At 68.0% G+C, this 14214-nt stretch carries 15 protein-coding genes and 1 tRNA gene; 10 read left to right on the top strand and 6 right to left on the bottom strand.

Translation table 11 applies throughout. The annotated features are described in order from the left end of the window. Positions 1 to 90, bottom strand: a tRNA-Ser gene (locus B7Z76_RS10085). A 201-nt stretch (positions 91 to 291) separates the two neighbouring features. On the opposite strand from B7Z76_RS10085, the gene rplU reads away from it, so the two are divergent. The 4 genes from rplU to proB all read left to right on the top strand — a co-directional run bounded on the left by rplU (position 292) and on the right by proB (position 3136). Beyond that, complete coding sequence (gene rplU / locus B7Z76_RS10080; protein ID WP_174504001.1) at positions 292 to 606, top strand: 50S ribosomal protein L21; 315 nt, start codon at positions 292 to 294, stop codon at positions 604 to 606. Between the two features lie 15 nt (positions 607 to 621). Next, positions 622 to 891: a 50S ribosomal protein L27 gene (rpmA, locus tag B7Z76_RS10075; protein WP_174504002.1), complete on the top strand. Its 270-nt coding sequence runs from the start codon at positions 622 to 624 to the stop codon at positions 889 to 891. A gap of 62 nt (positions 892 to 953) precedes the next feature. Then, positions 954 to 1952 carry a GTPase ObgE gene (gene obgE, locus B7Z76_RS10070; protein ID WP_174504003.1) on the top strand — a complete coding sequence of 333 codons (999 nt, stop codon included), beginning with the start codon at positions 954 to 956 and terminating at the stop codon, positions 1950 to 1952. After that, entirely contained in the window at positions 1949 to 3136 is a 1188-nt protein-coding gene (gene proB / locus B7Z76_RS10065) for a glutamate 5-kinase (protein ID WP_291343698.1), read from the top strand. The genes obgE and proB overlap by 4 nt, the downstream gene beginning before the upstream one ends. A gap of 122 nt (positions 3137 to 3258) precedes the next feature. Here the strand turns inward: proB and B7Z76_RS10060 are convergent, their stop codons facing one another. The 3 genes from B7Z76_RS10060 to B7Z76_RS10050 form a co-directional block, all read right to left on the bottom strand. Beyond that, positions 3259 to 3801, bottom strand: a complete 543-nt coding sequence (locus B7Z76_RS10060; protein WP_291343696.1) for a Cupredoxin — start codon at positions 3799 to 3801, stop codon at positions 3259 to 3261. 71 nt (positions 3802 to 3872) lie between these two features. Continuing rightward, a complete protein-coding gene (locus B7Z76_RS10055; RefSeq protein WP_174504006.1) occupies positions 3873 to 4661 on the bottom strand; it encodes an arginyltransferase in 789 nt (262 codons plus the stop codon). Beyond that, the gene (locus B7Z76_RS10050) at positions 4658 to 5152 is read right to left on the bottom strand and encodes an RDD family protein (RefSeq protein ID WP_291343695.1); all 495 of its coding nucleotides are present in this window, start codon (positions 5150 to 5152) and stop codon (positions 4658 to 4660) included. Before B7Z76_RS10050 ends, B7Z76_RS10055 begins: the two co-directional genes overlap by 4 nt. A gap of 159 nt (positions 5153 to 5311) precedes the next feature. Between B7Z76_RS10050 and B7Z76_RS10045 the strand changes: the two genes are divergently transcribed. The 4 genes from B7Z76_RS10045 (at position 5312) to B7Z76_RS10030 (ending at position 8799) form a co-directional block, all read left to right on the top strand. After that, a complete protein-coding gene (locus B7Z76_RS10045) occupies positions 5312 to 6244 on the top strand; it encodes a ribose-phosphate pyrophosphokinase (RefSeq protein WP_174504008.1) in 933 nt (310 codons plus the stop codon). Positions 6245 to 6269: 25 nt separating this feature from the next. Further along, positions 6270 to 6890 carry a glutathione S-transferase family protein gene (locus B7Z76_RS10040; RefSeq protein ID WP_174504009.1) on the top strand — a complete coding sequence of 207 codons (621 nt, stop codon included), beginning with the start codon at positions 6270 to 6272 and terminating at the stop codon, positions 6888 to 6890. Next, positions 6890 to 7474, top strand: coding sequence for a histidine phosphatase family protein (locus tag B7Z76_RS10035; protein ID WP_174504010.1), 585 nt, complete (start codon positions 6890 to 6892; stop codon positions 7472 to 7474). Before B7Z76_RS10040 ends, B7Z76_RS10035 begins: the two co-directional genes overlap by 1 nt. 161 nt (positions 7475 to 7635) lie before the next feature. Next, on the top strand, positions 7636 to 8799 hold the full coding sequence (locus tag B7Z76_RS10030; RefSeq protein WP_174504011.1) for an iron-containing alcohol dehydrogenase: 1164 nt from the start codon (positions 7636 to 7638) through the stop codon (positions 8797 to 8799). 21 nt (positions 8800 to 8820) lie between these two features. Here the strand turns inward: B7Z76_RS10030 and B7Z76_RS10025 are convergent, their stop codons facing one another. Next, the gene (locus B7Z76_RS10025; RefSeq protein ID WP_291343692.1) at positions 8821 to 9990 is read right to left on the bottom strand and encodes an amidase; all 1170 of its coding nucleotides are present in this window, start codon (positions 9988 to 9990) and stop codon (positions 8821 to 8823) included. Positions 9991 to 10096: 106 nt separating this feature from the next. On the opposite strand from B7Z76_RS10025, the gene B7Z76_RS10020 reads away from it, so the two are divergent. Both B7Z76_RS10020 and B7Z76_RS10015 read left to right on the top strand, forming a co-directional pair. Then, on the top strand, positions 10097 to 11047 hold the full coding sequence (locus tag B7Z76_RS10020; RefSeq protein WP_291343690.1) for a ferritin-like domain-containing protein: 951 nt from the start codon (positions 10097 to 10099) through the stop codon (positions 11045 to 11047). After that, positions 11044 to 11898 (top strand): class I SAM-dependent methyltransferase, encoded by an 855-nt coding sequence (locus B7Z76_RS10015; protein ID WP_291343689.1) that lies wholly within the window; start codon positions 11044 to 11046, stop codon positions 11896 to 11898. The genes B7Z76_RS10020 and B7Z76_RS10015 overlap by 4 nt, the downstream gene beginning before the upstream one ends. Before the next feature lie 131 nt (positions 11899 to 12029). On the opposite strand, the gene fusA is transcribed toward B7Z76_RS10015, so the two are convergent. Further along, positions 12030 to 14117 (bottom strand): elongation factor G, encoded by a 2088-nt coding sequence (fusA, locus tag B7Z76_RS10010; RefSeq protein ID WP_174504015.1) that lies wholly within the window; start codon positions 14115 to 14117, stop codon positions 12030 to 12032. Positions 14118 to 14214: the final 97 nt, after the last annotated feature.

Here is a 14214-nt window from a genome sequence, read left to right as displayed (position 1 = left end):
TGGCGGAGAGGGTGGGATTCGAACCCACGGTACCCGTGAAGGCACAACGGTTTTCGAGACCGTCCCAATCGACCACTCTGGCACCTCTCCGCGGTCGGGCGGGGTTATAAGCATGATGGTGCTGACTAGGCAACAGCCGCGGCGCGGGCATCGATGGCGGGGGGAGCGGGCAAATCGATTGACAGCGGGATGGAGCGCGCTATAACCCCGCAATCGCGCGACGCCGCAGGGTTTCGCGCCACTTTTCTTTGTCCGCCCGCGCGGCGTTGCAGATAGAATTGGACCAGATCGATGTTTGCAGTCATCCGCACCGGCGGAAAACAATATCGCGTCGTGCCGGACGCGGTGCTGAAGGTCGAGAAGCTCGAGGCCGAGGCCGGCAGCACCATCACCTTCACCGACGTTCTCGCCATTGGCGGTGAACAGGGCGTGACCCTGGGAAAGCCCGTGGTCGAGGGAGCGACGGTTACCGCCACGGTGATCGCGCAGGACAAGCTCGATACGGTCATCATCTTCAAGAAGCGCCGCCGGCAGAACAGCCGTCGCAAGAATGGCCACCGTCAGCCGGTGACCGTGCTGCGCGTGTCCGGCATAAACGCCGCCTGATCGGAGGGATATCCCATGGCACACAAGAAAGCCGGTGGCTCGTCGCGCAACGGGCGCGATTCCGAAGGCCGCCGCCTCGGCGTCAAGAAGTTCGGTGACGAACAGGTGATCGCCGGCAACATCATCATCCGCCAGCGCGGGACCAAGGTGAAGCCGGGTTCCAATGTCGGCGTCGGCCGTGACCACACGATCTTCGCCCTCGTCGATGGGCGCGTGAAGTTCTCCCGCAAGGCCGAAGGCCGTGTGCACGTTTCGGTCGAGCCGCTGCCGCTCGCCGCGGAGTAATCTGTCTCCGGCATGAAAGACGCGAAGGCCGGCCGGTGCCGGCCTTTTGCGTATCTGCACCCATGAAGTTCCTCGACCAGGCTAAAATCTATGTGCGTTCGGGCGATGGCGGCAACGGCGTCGTCGCGTTCCGGCGCGAGAAATACATCGAGTTCGGTGGGCCGGACGGCGGCAATGGCGGCCGCGGCGGCGACATCGTGTTCGAAGCGGTCGAGAACCTGAACACGCTGATCGACTTCCGCTACACCCAGCATTTCCGGGCCCGCAAGGGCGGCAACGGCTCCGGATCGGACCGCACCGGTGCGGCCGCGCCGACGGTGGTGATCAAGGTACCGGTCGGCACCCAGATCCTCGATGACGACCGCGAGACCCTGCTCGCCGATCTCGACGCGCCGGGCAAGCGCATCGTGCTGCTGCGCGGCGGCGATGGCGGCCATGGCAACGCCATGTTCAAGACCTCCACCAACCGCGCGCCGCGCCGCGCCGATCCCGGCTGGCCGGGCGAGGAGCGCTGGGTCTGGCTGCGGCTCAAGCTGATCGCCGATGCCGGGCTGGTCGGGCTGCCGAATGCCGGGAAATCGACCTTTCTCTCGGTGGCCTCGGCGGCGCGGCCCAAGATCGCCGACTATCCCTTCACCACGCTGCACCCGCAGCTTGGCGTGGTCCGGCTGTCGATGACCGAGGAATTCGTCCTCGCCGACATTCCGGGCCTGATCGAGGGCGCGCATGACGGCGCCGGGCTCGGCGACCGGTTTCTCGGCCATGTCGAGCGCTGCGCCGCGCTGATCCACCTGATCGACGGGGCGGCCGGCGACGTGGTGGACGCCTGGCGGACGATTCGCGGCGAGCTTGAAGCCTATGGCGGCGGGCTGGCGGACAAGCCCGAGCTGATCGTGCTGAACAAGATGGATGCGATGACGCCGCACCAGATCGCCGGCCGGCGTTCGGCGCTGGAACGGGCCTCGGGCTGCAAGGTCATGGTGATTTCCGCCGCCGCGCATCAGGGGGTCGACGCGGTGCTGCGCGAAACCCTGCGGATGATCCGCGAGCAGCGGCAGTGAGCCAGGGGCTGCCCGATCCAGGCAGCGCGCGGCTGCTGGTGGTGAAGATCGGGTCTGCCCTCATCGTCGATCCCGATGCCGCGGCGCCGCGCACGGCCTGGCTTGCAAGCGTGGCCGCGGACATCGCGTCCCTCAGGGCGCGCGGCGTCGGTGTGATCGTGGTGTCGTCCGGGGCGATTGCTCTCGCGCGGCGGCAGCTTGGCCTGACGCAGAAGCGGCTACGGCTTGAGGAGAAGCAGGCCGCGGCCTCGGTCGGGCAGATCCGGCTGGCGCAGGCCTGGAGCGAGGCGCTTTCCGCGCACCGGCTGGTGGCGGCGCAACTGCTGCTGACCATGGACGATACCGAGGACCGGCGGCGCTATCTCAACGCGCGGGCGACATTGCGGACCCTGCTCGAACTTGGCGCCGTGCCGGTGATCAACGAGAACGATTCGGTCGCGACCGGCGAGATCCGCTTCGGCGACAACGACCGGCTCGCCGGCCGGGTGGCCGAAATGGTGGAGGCGGACCAGCTGATCCTGCTCTCCGATATCGACGGGCTCTATACCGCCGATCCGCGGCGCGACCCGGGGGCGGCGCATCTGCCGGTCGTCGCCGCGATCACGCCGGAGATCGAGGCGATGGGCGGGGCGCCGCCGCCGGGCTATTCCTCGGGCGGGATGCGGACCAAGCTCGTCGCCGCGCGGATCGCCACCCAGGCCGGCTGCGCCATGGCGATCGCGCTTGGCGGGGTTGCGCATCCGCTTGCGTCGCTCGAATCAGGGGCGCGCTGCACGTGGTTTTTGCCGCAGCCCGGCGGGCGCTCGGCGCGCAAACGCTGGATCGCCGGCTCGCTCGCGCCGCTCGGGCTGCTGCATGTCGATGCCGGTGCCGTGCGGGCGATCCGCGGCGGATCATCGCTGCTGCCGGCGGGGGTGGTGCGCGTCGAGGGACGGTTCGAGCGCGGCGATGCGGTCGAGATCGCCGGGCCGGATGGCGCGGCGCTGGCCCGCGGCCTTGCCGCCTATCAGAGCGAGGATGCGGCGCTGATCGCCGGCCACCGGACCGACGAGATCGAGGCGCTGCTCGGCTGGCGCGGGCGGGACGAGCTGATCCACCGCGACGATCTCGTGCTCATGTCCGGCCCGGCCGGCTCTGGAGCGCGTCCCGATCCTGATGGATCGGAGCATATTCAGTCATGTTGATAACCAGGGCGCTTTATCCGATCAGATCATGCCATCTGATCGGATGACGCTCTGACGGTCCCCTCTCCCGAGGGGCGCCGCTGCGATCGGCGCCTGCGGGCAAGGGGCGGTCCGGGCGCGGTTCAGCCGCCGAAATAGCCCGGCAGCACCTTTGAATGGCTGGTTGCGGGATTGTCCTTCAAGAGCGCCGCATCGCGGGTGACGATGATCACCCCGGCCATCGGCGTGCCGAACCCGTGCACGCCGGGGCGCACTTTCGGCATCCACACGCCGCCCGGCGCCTTGGTGAGACCGGCGTGGACCGGGCAGTAATACCATTGCGGTCCCTGGTGGCGAAAGCTGATCGCGTAGGTGTGGAGCTTGTGTCCCTTGCCCGGCGTGCCCGCCAGCGCGGGGTCGTCGAAGGTCTTGCTCGCGGCGCCGGTTTGCGGATTGTAGCCCAGAATGGCGTGCGGCCCGGTATCCTCGTTGACGAACACCACTTTCTGGCCGGGGTGCACGAAAACGAGGCGTTCGAGGAACTCGTTGGCGCCGTTCATGTGGATGTAGACCGGTTGCGGCGGGGAGGCGGCATGTGCAGTAGCGGCGCCGAGGATGAGGGCGGAGGCAAGGCCGAGCGCGAGGGCTGATCGGTTCATGATGGTCTCCTGTTTGCTGGCGTTCATCTTCGTCATCCTCGTGGCAGCACAAGGGCAGGCGAGGTGCCGCGCGATCAATCCGGCGTGAGCTTCGCGGATCAGGTGCCGCTCTGGCGCACCGGGGCGAGACGCAGGGGCCAGGCGGCAGGGCTTTCGGCGGCGGCAAGATCGTCGGTCAGGTCCGTCCAGCTGCCGCCGAGCAGGATCTCGGCCGGGCGAAACCGCGCCTTGTAGGCCATTTTCGGGCTCTCCGGCACCCAGTAGCCGAGATAGACGTAAGGCAGGCCCAGCTCGCGCGTGCGTTCGACGAGCCAGAGGATCGACCTGGTGCCGAGGGATTGCCGGACCAGCTCAGGGGCGAAGAACGAGTAGACGGCGGAAAGCCCGTCGGCGAGGCGGTCGGTCAGGCATGCGCCGATCAGCTCGTCGGTCGCGTCGCGGAACTCGACCAGCCAGCTCTCGATCGGCGTATCCTCGACCATGGCGCGGTAATCGTAGAAGCTCATGCCCGCCATGTCCCCATCGCCGTGGCGGGCCTGCTGGTAGCGCTGGAACAGCTTGAACTGCTCGGCCGTGGCGCGGGGGGGCATCTCGTAGGCGCGCAGCCCTTCATTCGCGGCGATGATCCGCTTCTGGGTGCGGTTCGGCCGGAACCGGTCGCTGATGATGCGGATGGGGATGCAGGAGCGGCAGCCGGGGCAGACCGGCGCGTAGGCGATGTTGTGGCTGCGGCGGAAGCCACCGCGCGAGAGCCGGTTGTGCAGCGCATCGGCATCGGCGCCGGCGAGTTCGGTGACGACCTTCCGCTCGGTTCGCCCGGCGACATAGGGGCAGGGCAGGGGGGCCGTTGCGTAGAAGAATTGCGGCGGGCGGCTGGAGACGGTCACGGCGGCAGGGGGCGGCCGAGCGCTGCGGCGTGCACCACCGTCAGGCCGGAGAGAAGGTCATGCCCGGTCCGGCGCCGCCTCGTCACCAGCACCAGCAGGAAGGGCAGCATGCCCACCATGAAGGAGACGCCGAGCAGCACCGTCCAGGCGATGGCCTGGGCGAAGCTCGGCTTCAGGGCGCCGCCGCCCTCCAGCGTGTCGTCCTGCCGGAGCGTCAGGCCGAGCAGGCGCTGCCCCGGCGTGGCCGCGGCGGCGGAGCGCAGCCAGAGCACGTAATAAAGCGGCGGGACCGCCCAGGTGAAATGCAGCAGCAGAAAGCCGAGGCCGAGCGTGGCGAAGCCGAGCACCACGATCGTCCACCAGATCGCGCCGCTGAGGATCGCGAGCAGCACGAGATCGACCAGGAAGGCGAAGATCCGCCGCGGCCAGACGTCGCGCGTGAGCCAGGCGTCGCGCGCCGCTTCGGCATCGAGAGGCAGGGATTGGCTCATGGATTGCAGGATACCGCGCACGGGGCCATCGGTGCAATGGCCTGCACTGCCCGCGCGTCAATGGACAGGGGCGGGAGCGGTTGCTACACGCGGCTCGGATCGTTCGGTCCATTTCCTTCGACATCGGGGCCGCTCGTTCCGGCCGCAAGGATCCGCCACATGAAGATCGTCGCGTGTAATTCGAACCTGCCGCTCGCGGAAGCCGTCAGCAAGGCGCTGCACCTGCCGCTCACCAACGCCATCATCCGCCGCTTCGCCGATATGGAGATCCATGTCGAGATCCAGGAGAATGTCCGCGGCGAGGACGTGTTCGTCATCCAGTCCACCTGCTTTCCGGCGAACGACAACCTGATGGAACTGCTGATCACGCTCGATGCGCTGCGGCGCGGCTCAGCGCGGCGCGTCACCGCGGTGATCCCGTATTTCGGCTACGCCAGGCAGGATCGCAAGACCGGCCCGCGCACGCCGATTTCCGCCAAGCTGGTCGCCAACATCATCACCGAGGCGGGGGCGAACCGCGTGCTCACGCTTGACCTGCATGCCGGGCAGATCCAGGGCTTTTTCGACATCCCGGTGGACAATCTCTACGGCGCGCCGCTGTTCGCGCGCGACATCCAGGAGCGGTTCGCCGGGCGGGATATCATGGTGGTGTCGCCGGATGCCGGCGGTGTCGCCCGCGCCCGCGCCACGGCGAGCCGGCTGGCCTGCGATTTCGCGATCATCGACAAGCGCCGCCCGCGCGCCGGTGTTTCGGAAGTGATGAACGTGATCGGCGATGTCGAGGGGCGGCACTGCATCATGATCGACGACATCGTCGATTCCGGCGGCTCGCTCTGCAACGCGGCCGAGGCGCTGATCCGCCACGGCGCGGCCTCGGCCTCGGCCTATGTCAGCCATGGCGTGCTCTCGGGCAAGGCGCTGGAGCGCATCGGCGCCAGCCCGATCGAGACGCTGACCATCACCGACAGCATCAATCTCGATCCCGCGCGCAATCCGCCGGCCAATCTGCGTGTGCTGCCCATCGCCCCCTTGCTTGCCGAGGCGATGCGCCGCATCTCGGACGAGACCTCGGTCAGCTCGCTGTTCGACTGACCAGCCGCCAACCCGGAGGAAACGCATGAAACTGTTCTACACACCCGGCGCCTGCTCGCTCGGCATTCACGTGCTGCTCGAAGAGCTTGGCCTGCCGCACGAGGGCGTGCTGGTGAACCTGCGCGAGGGGCAGCAGTTCAGCGACGAATTCCGGGCGATCAACCCGAAGGCGAAAGTGCCGGCGGTGGTGCTCGACGATGGCGCGGTGCTGACCGAATGGATCGCCATCGCCCATTACCTGGCCGCCACCAACCCGCAGGCGCAGCTGGTGCCTTCCGCCCCGGTCGAGGCGGCGCGCTGCAACGAGCTTGTCGCCTACATCAACGGCTGGATGCACCCGCAGGGCTTTACCCGCATCTTCCGCCCGGACCGTTTCGCGCCGAACCCGGAGGACAAGGAGGCGGTGCGCGAACAGGGGCGCAAGATTTTCGCCGAAGGGTTCGACCTGATCGACAACGTGCTCGCCGATGGGCGTGAGTGGCTGCTCGGCAGTTTCTCGATCGCCGACGCGGCGCTGTTCTATGTGTCGTTCTGGGCAGAGGGACGGCAGACCCTCCCGCTGCCGGCGCATGTCGCGGCGCATTACGCGCGGATGAAGGCGCGCCCGGCGGTGGCGCGGGCGATGGAGCAGGAGCGCCTGTCCTGATGACGCTGCCGCGCACGCCGTTCTGGTTCCTCCGCCACGGTCAGACCGACTATAACGCGCAGGGTCTGTCGCAAGGGGCAATCGACATTCCGCTGAACGAGACCGGCCGGGCGCAGGCGCGCGCGGCGGCGCCGCTGCTGCTCGGGCGCGGGATTGTCGGCATCGTCGCCTCGCCGATGCAGCGGGCGCGCGAGACGGCCGAAATCGTCAACGAGACGCTCGGCCTGCCGCTCGCCTTCGAGCCGGAGCTGCGCGAGGTGGTGTTCGGCGGGATGGAGGGCAAGCCGCTCGAACCCTGGTTCAGCGACTGGATCGACGGGCGGCTGACGCCGCCGGGCGCGGAGAGCTTCGCCGACATCACCCTCCGCGCCGGGGCCGCGCTGCGCGCCATTCTGGCGCGGCCGGGACCGCTGCTGCTGGTGTCGCACGGTGCCTTCTTCCGGGCGGTGCGCGGGCTGCTCGGCGTGAGCCTGGAAGGCCGCACGGCCAATGCCGCGCCCATCCTCTGCGCGCCGGAAGGCTTGGGGTGGCGGACGGCGATGGCCGCCGAACTCGACGAGGCGGCGGCGCCGGGTGCGATGTAGTGTCCTGCCCCTGAAATTCCGCAGAGAATTGCAGGGACAGGCAGGAAGCTGAATGATTGGTTCTACTGGTGTCGCAAGTCTGGAATCCGGTCGGGTTCGGACGCGTGACACCAGATCGTCCTTATCCGGCCGGGCCGGATCGCCTGTGGGGGGAACGCAACATGGATATTGGATTTTTCGCACCGCGGCACATGGATATTGGTGGCGGGTCTGCGGCGCGGATCGCGGCCCTGCTCGGCCGCCTCGGCCTGTCGCGGCCGCTGATCGTCACCGATCCGGTCATGGTGAAGCTCGGCCTGGTTCGCCGCATCACCGATCCGCTGGAAGCGGCCGGGATCGTCTGCACGATCTTCAGCGATACCGTGCCGGAGCCGGTGGATACCGTGGTGGAGGCCGGCGTTGCGGCCGCACGCGGCGGTGAGTTCGACTGCCTGATCGGCTTCGGCGGCGGCTCGCCGATCGACACGGCGAAGGCGATCAACATCCTGCTCGCGGCCGCACCGGGCGCGCGGATGCGCGACTTCAAGGTGCCGGTGGCCGCGGATGCGGCGGCGCTGCCGCTGATCGCGGTGCCGACCACCGCCGGGACCGGCTCGGAAGCGACGCGCTTCACCGTGATCACCGATACCGAGACCGACGAGAAGATGCTGATCGCCGGCCTCGGGGCGCTGCCGCTGGCGGCGGTGGTCGATTACGAGCTGACCATGAGCGTGCCGCCGCGCACCACCGCCGATACCGGGATCGATGCCTTCACCCATGCGCTGGAAGCCTATGTCTCGCGGCGGGCGAACCCGGTCTCCGACGCCTATGCGCGCAGCGCGATGCGGCTGATCGGCGCCAATCTGCGCAAGGTCTGGCAGACGCCGCAGGATCGCGACGCGCGCGAGGCGATGATGCTGGGCGCGACCCTGGCCGGGCTCGCCTTCTCCAACGCCTCGGTGGCGCTGGTGCATGGCATGTCGCGGCCGATCGGGGCGCATTTCCACGTGCCGCACGGCATGTCGAACGCGATGCTGTTGCCGGCGGTGACGCGGTTTTCGCTCAACGCGTCGCTGCCGCGCTATGCCGAAGCGTCCCGCCTCGCCGGCTTCGCCCGCGCCGACGATGCCGACCAGCTGGCCGGCGCCAGGCTGATCGAGGCGCTTGAGGCGATCAACGCCGAGCTTGAAGTGCCGACGCCGGAGGGTTTCGGCGTGTCCCGTGCCGACTGGGACGCGCTGCTGCCGAAAATGGCGGAGCAGGCGCTGGCCTCCGGCAGTCCCGGCAACAATCCGGCGGTGCCGGATGCTGCCGAGATCGTGAGGATATACGACGAGATCTTCTGAAATCGTGTCCCGGCCGCGCGCTCAGGCGAGCGCGAGGTCGGCGGCGAGTTCGAGCAGGGCGAGGTCGCGTCCCGGCCCGGCGATGAGCGACAGGCCGACCGGCGCGCCACCCACCTTGCCCACCGGGATGGTGAGTTCCGGCAGGCCGGCGAAGGCGGCGATGATGCCGACACGCAGCGTGCGGGTGCGGACGTCTTCATAGACCGATTGCTCGGCTGCCACCGGCGGGGCCGGGCAGGGCGAGGTGGGGATCACCAGCACCGCGCCGCCGGCCAGCAACGCGTGCATCCGCGCCGTATAGGCGAGGCGCGCCGCCTTGCCTTCGGCGGCGGCCTCGGTGGTGAAGCCCCGCGTGGCCGCGATCCGGCCGGCGGTAACCGGGTCGAGCGTTGGGTTCACCTTGTCGATGAAGCCGCCCAGTGTCAGCCAGGTTTCGCGCCCGCGCACGGCGTTCTGCAGGGCCAGCAGGCGGTCGAGCCCCTCCGGCACCGGGTCGATCTCGGCGGTCGGGCCGAGCCTGTCGAGCGCCGGCGCGAGGGCGGCGACGACACCGGGATCGGCATTGGCGAAGGCGGCGGGAATCCTGAGGAACTGGGCGGATAGCGGCGGTGCTGGCGGCAGCAGTGCCTCGCCGACGCGGAGCATGGTCTCGGCATCGCGGGCGAACCAGCCGGGCGTGTCGAAACTCGGGGCAAGGGCCGCAGCGCCGGCGAGGCTGAGCAGCCCCTGGCTCGGGCGCAGCCCGTAAAGGCCGCAATAGCTGGCCGGAATCCGCACCGAGCCGCCGGTGTCCGAACCGATGCCGACATGGGCGTGGCCGCCCGCGATCATCGCCGCCGAACCGCTGGATGAGCCGCCGGGCAGCCGGTCCGGTGCGGCGGGGTTGATCGGCGTGCCGTAATGGGCGTTGCGGCCTTCGAGGCCGAAGGCGAGTTCGACCGTCGTCGTCTTGCCGGTGATGCGCGCACCGGATTCGAGAAGCTGCGAGACGATCCAGGCATGCGAGAGGGCGGCGCCGAAATGCCGCCCCCAGTCGGGGTTGCCGAAGGCGGTGACTTCGCCTGCGATGTCGAACAGGTCCTTGACGACGACGTTGAGCCCGGCGAGCGGACCATGCGGATTGCCCCGTATGTCGAGCGACTTGATCAGGCCGAGATCGGGGTTTTCGGTGAGATTGTGGCGCGTTTCCATACCGGCAGGGTAACAGAGTTCGGCGTCGGGTTGAACCGGTTTCGGGCGGGGTTAAAATCGTCCCGCTGGCACCGATATTGCCGACAGAAGACAAGGATGAAGGTCGATGAACGCCACTGCAATGACCGTTGATGCCGCCACCATCGAAGCCGCCGACAAGGCCGCCCGTCACTGGGTCAGCCCCGATCCCGGGCCGCTGAAGCCGGGCTCGGAAACCCACAAGCGCGCCGTCTGCGCGATGTTCCACGAAACCTTCAACCCCTACAAACCCTCGGTGATCGAGTGGCCGAAACTCGACGCGGAGACGCTGAACAAGATCACCTCGCTGCCGATCTGGGACATCGCGGTGCAGACCGAGGGCAAGGCGCGGCTGCGGATGGCGGCCTATGCGCGGATCATTGCCGATCCGGACATGAGCAAGACGATCGAGCTGAACGGCTGGGAGGAGAACCGGCACAAGGAGGTGCTCTCCAAGCTGGTCGCGGCCTATGACATCCCGCTGGAGCCGGAGCCGGAATACCTCCAGCCGAAGGATCCCGAATGGGCCTACATGGTGACCGGCTATTCGGAATGCATCGACAGTTTCTTTGCCTTTGGCCTGTTCGAGCTGGCGAAGCGCTCGGGCTTCTTCCCGGCCGAACTGGTCGAGACCTTCGAGCCGGTGATGCAGGAGGAGTGCCGGCACATCCTGCTCTTCGCCAACTGGGTCGCGTGGCACCGGGCGAAGCTGCCGCTGCACCGGCGGATCTGGTTCGAGCTGCGGGTGGCGGCGGTGTGGGCGTTTCTCGGCTGGGAGCGGATCGGCATCGCCCGCGGCATGGACGATGGCGGCAAGGACAAGCCCAAGACGCAGGACAACAACTTCACGGTCACCGGCAGCAAATCGGTCAGCGCCGAGGAGATTTCGGTGCCCGAGCTGATGCGCATCTGCCTCGAGGAGAACGACCGGCGGTTTTCCGGCTACGATCAGCGGCTGCTGCGGCCGACCACGATGCCCATGCTGGTGCGGTTCGCGCTCAAGTTCATGCCCAAGCCGCGCCGGCAGGCGGCGGCGTGAGCGAGGCGGCGGCCGGGGGCGGCAACGAGCGGCAGATCGCCTATTGGAACGAGGTCGCCGGGCCGAAATGGATCGGCCTCCAGGCGGCGATGGAAGCCCGGCTCACCGGGGTTGAGGACCGGCTGCTGGAGCTGGCAGCGCCCCGCCCCGGCGAGCGGGTGCTGGAGATCGGCTGCGGCACGGGGACGACCACGGCGCGGCTTGCCGGGCTGGTGGGCGAGGGCGGGCACGTCACCGCCGTCGATGTCTCGCGCCCGATGCTGGAGGCGGCGCAGGCCCGGCTTGGCGACCTCGCGCAGGTGACGCTGCTGGAGGCGGACGCCGCCGTCGCAACCTTCGCCGCGCCGTTCGACCTCATGACCTCGCGGTTCGGGATCATGTTCTTCGAGGATTCGGCGGCAGCGTTCGCCAATCTGCGGCGCGCGCTGGTGCCGGGCGGCCGACTCGTCTGCGCGGCCTGGGGGGCGATCGAGGACAATCCTCATTGGTCGGTGCCGCTGGGCATCGCCATCGAGCGTCTCGGGCCGCCGAAGCCACGCCGGCCGCACGCGCCGGGACCGCTGGCCTTCTCCGACCGCGCGCATGTGTGCGCCGTGCTGGCGGCGGCGGGATTTGCGGATGTCGCGGTCGCGCCGGAGCGCGTCGATTTGTATGGAAACTCTCTCGACGACGAGGCCAGGATGGCGGCCACGATGGGCCCGGCGGGCGCGCTGATCGACGAGAGACAGGCCGATCCAGCGATGCGCGGGGCGCTGGTTGCGGCGTTTCGCGCCGCGCTGCCCGGCTATGCCGGCCCGGATGCGAGGCTGGCGGCGACCATTCACCTGATCACGGCCCGCAACCCGGGCTGACGCCTGCCCCGCCTCGGGCGATTTCCTCACCAGAGCTGAAGACAAGAAAAACGCGGACGACATTGTCGTCCGCGTTCGGCAGGCTTCAGGCGACTGGCGCCCTTTCGGGCGCCCTGTTTAGCCGCGTTGGATCAGGCGCTTTTGGCCATGATTTCTTCCGCGATGTTGCGCGGCACCGGATCGTAGTGGTGGAATTGCATGGTGAAGGAGGCGCGGCCCTTGGTCATCGAACGCAGGTTCGAGATGTAGCCGAACATTTCCTTCAGCGGCACCTGGGCGCGGACGATGACGGTCGATCCCGAGCTTTCCTGGTTCTGGATCATGCCGCGGCGGCGGTTGAGGTCGCCCACGACGTCGCCGACATGGTCCTGCGGCGTGGTGATCTCGACATCCATGATCGGCTCGAGAATGACCGGGCTGGCCTTCTTCATGCCTTCGCGGAAGCAGGCCTTGGCGGCGATTTCGAAGGCGAGCGCCGAGGAGTCGACATCGTGGTACTTGCCGTCGACCAGGGTGTATTTGAAGTCCACGGTCGGGAAGCCGGCGAGGACGCCGGTGTCGGCCTGGATGCGGATGCCCTTTTCGACCGCCGGGATGTATTCCTTCGGCACGGTGCCGCCGACCACCGAGTTCTCGAACTGGATGCCCTCGTTACGCTCCAGCGGCTGGAACACGATCTTGACTTCGGCGAACTGGCCCGAACCGCCCGACTGCTTCTTGTGGGTGTAGGTTTCGGTGTGCTCGCGGGTGATCGTTTCGCGATAGGCGACCTGCGGCGCGCCGACATTGGCCTCGACGCCGTATTCGCGCCGCAGCCGGTCGATGATGATGTCGAGATGCAGCTCGCCCATGCCGGAGAGGATGGTCTGGCCGGTTTCCTGGTCCGTCTTGAGGCGAAGCGAGGGATCCTCGCCGGCGAGCTTCTGCAGCGCCAGCGTCATCTTCTCGACGGCGTCCTTGGTCTTGGGTTCGACCGAGATGTCGATAACCGGAACCGGGAAGGCCATGCGCTCCAGCACCACCGGATCTTCCGCGGAGGCCAGCGTGTCGCCGGTGCCGGTATCCTTCAGCCCGACGAAGGCGGCGATGTCGCCAGCCTGGACTTCCTTGACCTCTTCGCGCTTGTCGGCGTGCATCTGGAACATGCGGCCGACGCGTTCCTTGTGCCCCTTGGTGGTGTTGAGCACCGTGTCACCCGAACGCAGCGTGCCGGCATAGACGCGGACGAAGGTCAGCGTGCCGTACTTGTCGTTGATGATCTTGAAGGCGAGGCCGGCGAAGGGGGCTTCCGGATTGGCCGGGATCACGCGGCGCTCGACCGAGGGGTCTTCCTCCTCGCCTTCCGGCGGGGCGACCTTGATGCCCTCGATGTCGATCGGGCTCGGCAGGTAGTCGAGCACGCCGTCGAGCAGCGGCTGCACGCCCTTGTTCTTGAAGGCGGTGCCGCACAGCACCGGGCGGAACGCGCCCGAGATGGTGCCGGTCTTGATGGCGCGCTTCAGGGTCTCGACGCTGACGTCGCCCTTCTCGAAATATTCCTCCATGCCGGCATCGTCGACCGCGAGCGCGGTGTCGAGCAGGGTCTGGCGGTGTTCCTTGGCCTTCTCCAGCAGGTCGGCCGGGATTTCCTCGTCATGGAACTTCGCGCCGAGCTCGCCGCCTTCCCAGACGATCGCCTTCATCTCGACGAGGTCGACCACGCCGATGAACTGGTCCTCGATGCCGATCGGCAGCTGCAGCGGCAGCGCCACGATGTCGAGCTTCTCCTTCAGCGTGTCGAACGCGCGGTAGAAATCGGCGCCGGTGCGGTCGAGCTTGTTGATGAAGATGATGCGGGGCACGTTGTAGCGGTCGGCAAGGCGCCAGTTGGTTTCGGACTGCGGCTGCACGCCGGCCACGCCCTCGATGATGAACACCGCGCCGTCGAGCACGCGCAGCGAACGGTTCACCTCGATGTTGAAGTCGATATGGCCCGGGGTGTCGATGATGTTGATGCGGTGGTCTTTCCACTCGCAGGTCACCGCGGCGGAGGTGATGGTGATGCCGCGCTCACGCTCCTGCGCCATGTAGTCGGTCGTGGTGTTGCCGTCGTGGACTTCGCCGATCTTGTGCGACACGCCCGTGTAATAGAGGATGCGCTCGGTGGTCGTGGTCTTGCCCGCGTCGATATGTGCGGTGATGCCGATATTCCGGATCTTGGCAAGCTGGGTGCCGGACATGCAGTCTCTCCAGGGTGGGCTGTCCAGGATACAGCGAACAGCGTTGACAACGAAAAACGGGCGCGACCGCCGGACTGTTCTCCGGCAATCCACCCGA

It is taken from the genome of Acidiphilium sp. 20-67-58 (genome assembly GCF_002255515.1).
Classification (GTDB): Bacteria; Pseudomonadota; Alphaproteobacteria; order Acetobacterales; family Acetobacteraceae; genus Acidiphilium.
Note: the sequence above shows the minus strand (reverse complement) of the source record. Positions and strands in the feature narration are given on the sequence as shown.